Here is a 2418-nt window from a genome sequence, read left to right on the forward strand (position 1 = left end):
GGGCGGGGGGCTGCCCGCCGGGCGGCAGGAGGGGCTGGCCGGTGCGCGGGTGGCCGGCTACCTGGTGGAGGCGGAGATCGGGCGGGGCGGCATGGCGGTGGTGTACCGGGCCCGCGACCTGCGGCTGGAGCGTACCGTCGCGCTGAAGCTGCTGGCCCCCGAGCTGGCCCGCAACGACACGTTCCGCAAGCGGTTCGCGCACGAGTCCCGGGTGGCCGCGGCCATCGAGCACCCGCACATCGTGCCGGTCTTCGAGGCCGGCGAGACCGAGGGCGTGCTGTACATCGCGATGCGGTTCGTCGCCGGGCAGGACCTGCGGGCGCTGCTGGACCGGCGGGGTCCGCTGGACCCGGCGCAGGGCGGGCGGATCGCCGCCCAGGTGGCGTCCGCGCTGGACGCGGCGCACGCCCACGAGCTGGTGCACCGGGACGTGAAGCCGGGCAACATCCTGATCGCGCCCGGCACGGACAGCGAGCATCCCGAGCACGCCTATCTCACCGACTTCGGGCTGACGAAGAAGTCCCTGTCGCTGACCGGGTTCACCACGGTGGGGCAGTTCGTCGGCACCCTGGACTACGTGGCGCCCGAGCAGATCTCGGGGCGGCCGGTGGACGGGCGGTGCGACGTCTACAGCCTGGGCTGCGTGGTGTACGAGACGCTGACCGGGTTCCCGCCGTTCCGGCGGGACGACGACATGGCGCTGCTCTGGGCCCACCAGTACGACGCGCCGCCGGCCGCGAGCGGGGAGCGGCCGGGGCTGCCGCCGGCGGTGGACGCGGTGTTCGCCCGGGCGCTGGCCAAGTCGCCGGTGGACCGGTACGGCACCTGCCGGCAGTTCGTGGCCGAGCTGCGGGCCGCGCTGTCCGCGGACGGGACGGGCGGCCGGGTGCCGCCCGCGCCGCCGGCCTGGGCGCTGCCGGTGTTCCGGGAGCGTTAGGTCGGCGGGCCGGGCGGTTCAGCGGTCGCCGGTCGTACGGCGGTGGGCGCCGCCGCCTCCGTCCGGTCGGGCCGCCGAGGCGGTCGGGACGGCTCCGTGGTGCCGGGTGCGGGAGGCGAGCAGTCCGCCGAGCAGGCCGGTCACCAGGCCCCACAGCAGGGCGAGGCCGACCGCCTGCCACAGGTGGGGCCGCAGCAGCACCTCGCCGCCGATCTCGTCGATCTCGATGACGCCGAGCACCGACAGGCCGAGCCGGGCGGTGATCCGGGTGAGCGGGACGACGGCGAGCATGGTCAGGGCGAAGGCCGCGCCGAAGCGCACCGCGTGCTGCCACAGCCGGGTGGCGGGCGCGGAGCGGGCGGCCATCACGAAGGCGGCGGCGGTCAGCAGCACGGCGGCGAGCGGGATCAGCCACCAGGCGCGGCCGTCCTGCTGGGCGAGGGAGGCCACGTCCAGGGTGTTGCCGCCCTCGCCGCGCAGCACCGCGTCCAGGGCCTGGGGCATCGGGAGACCGAACGGTCCCTCGACCCTGCCTTCCCAGGAGGCGCCGATGCCGAGCCCGAGGGCGATCCAGACGACGTTGGGCAGGCCGAGCAGCAGCACCGCGAAGGTCTCGGCGGGGTGCCCCTTGACGGCGGCCGTGACGACGCCGGCGACGAGGCCGATCACGACGTACGCGAGGAGGAGCAGCAGCATGGCGGAGGCGGCCGGGCGCACCGCCTCCTGGAAGCGCAGCAGGGCGGCGGGGAGGGCGGCCGCCCGGGACACCAGCAGCGCGATGAGCAGGACGGCGAGCAGCCACAGCAGCCCGTAGAGCAGGGAGAGTCCGGTGTCGGCCCGGAAGCCGACGGTGGGGGTGGCGTCGAGGAGTCCGCCGATGATGTCGACCGGCGAGTCGGGCGGGGCGACGGAGAAGGTGTGCCGGGCCAGGGCGCACAGCACGCCCAGGGCGATCAGCCACAGGACGGCGGTGAGGGCGGCCCGGGCGAGGAGTTCGCCGCCGCCGGCGACGGCGCGGCGGCGCAGCGGGCGCAGGAAGAGGGCGCCGGCGACGAGCGCGCCGACGAGGGTCACGGACAGCGGCAGGGCGGTGAGTTCGGCGTCGGTGCCGGCCAGGTCGCCGGCCTGTCCGGAGACGTCGACCGAGCCGCCGGCGGCGATCAGCACCACGGCGGCGACGACGTGCGGGAAGGCCCCGTCGGGCAGGTCCGACGCGCCGGCGGCCCACAGTCCGAGCGCGGCGAGCACGGCCATGGCGACCAGCGGGGCGACCGCGGTGAGCAGGGCGTCGCCCGCGAGGCGGAGGGCCCGTCGTGCTCCGCTCGGCGCGGTGGCGGCGGTGTTCGGTCCGGCGGCGGGGGGTCCCTGTCGGCTCACGCTTGCCACCGTAAGCGGGGTGCGCCGGAGCCGCGCGCCGACCGGGTCCACCCGGCGGCTGGGTTCGCGGGGACCGTGCACCGGCCGGGTCTGCCCGGCGGCGG

General features: G+C 76.8%; 2 protein-coding genes. One reads left to right on the top strand and one right to left on the bottom strand.

The genetic code is table 11. The features are described from left to right. Positions 1-10 precede the first annotated feature (10 nt). Positions 11-937, top strand: coding sequence for a serine/threonine-protein kinase (locus tag C6N75_RS24175; RefSeq protein ID WP_105871015.1), 927 nt, complete (start codon positions 11-13; stop codon positions 935-937). 18 nt (positions 938-955) lie between these two features. On the opposite strand, the gene C6N75_RS24180 is transcribed toward C6N75_RS24175, so the two are convergent. Then, on the bottom strand, positions 956-2323 hold the full coding sequence (locus C6N75_RS24180) for a streptophobe family protein (protein ID WP_407703267.1): 1368 nt from the start codon (positions 2321-2323) through the stop codon (positions 956-958). Positions 2324-2418 lie beyond the last annotated feature (95 nt).

Source organism: Streptomyces solincola (assembly GCF_002982015.1).
GTDB classification, from domain to species: domain Bacteria; phylum Actinomycetota; class Actinomycetes; order Streptomycetales; family Streptomycetaceae; genus Streptomyces; species Streptomyces solincola.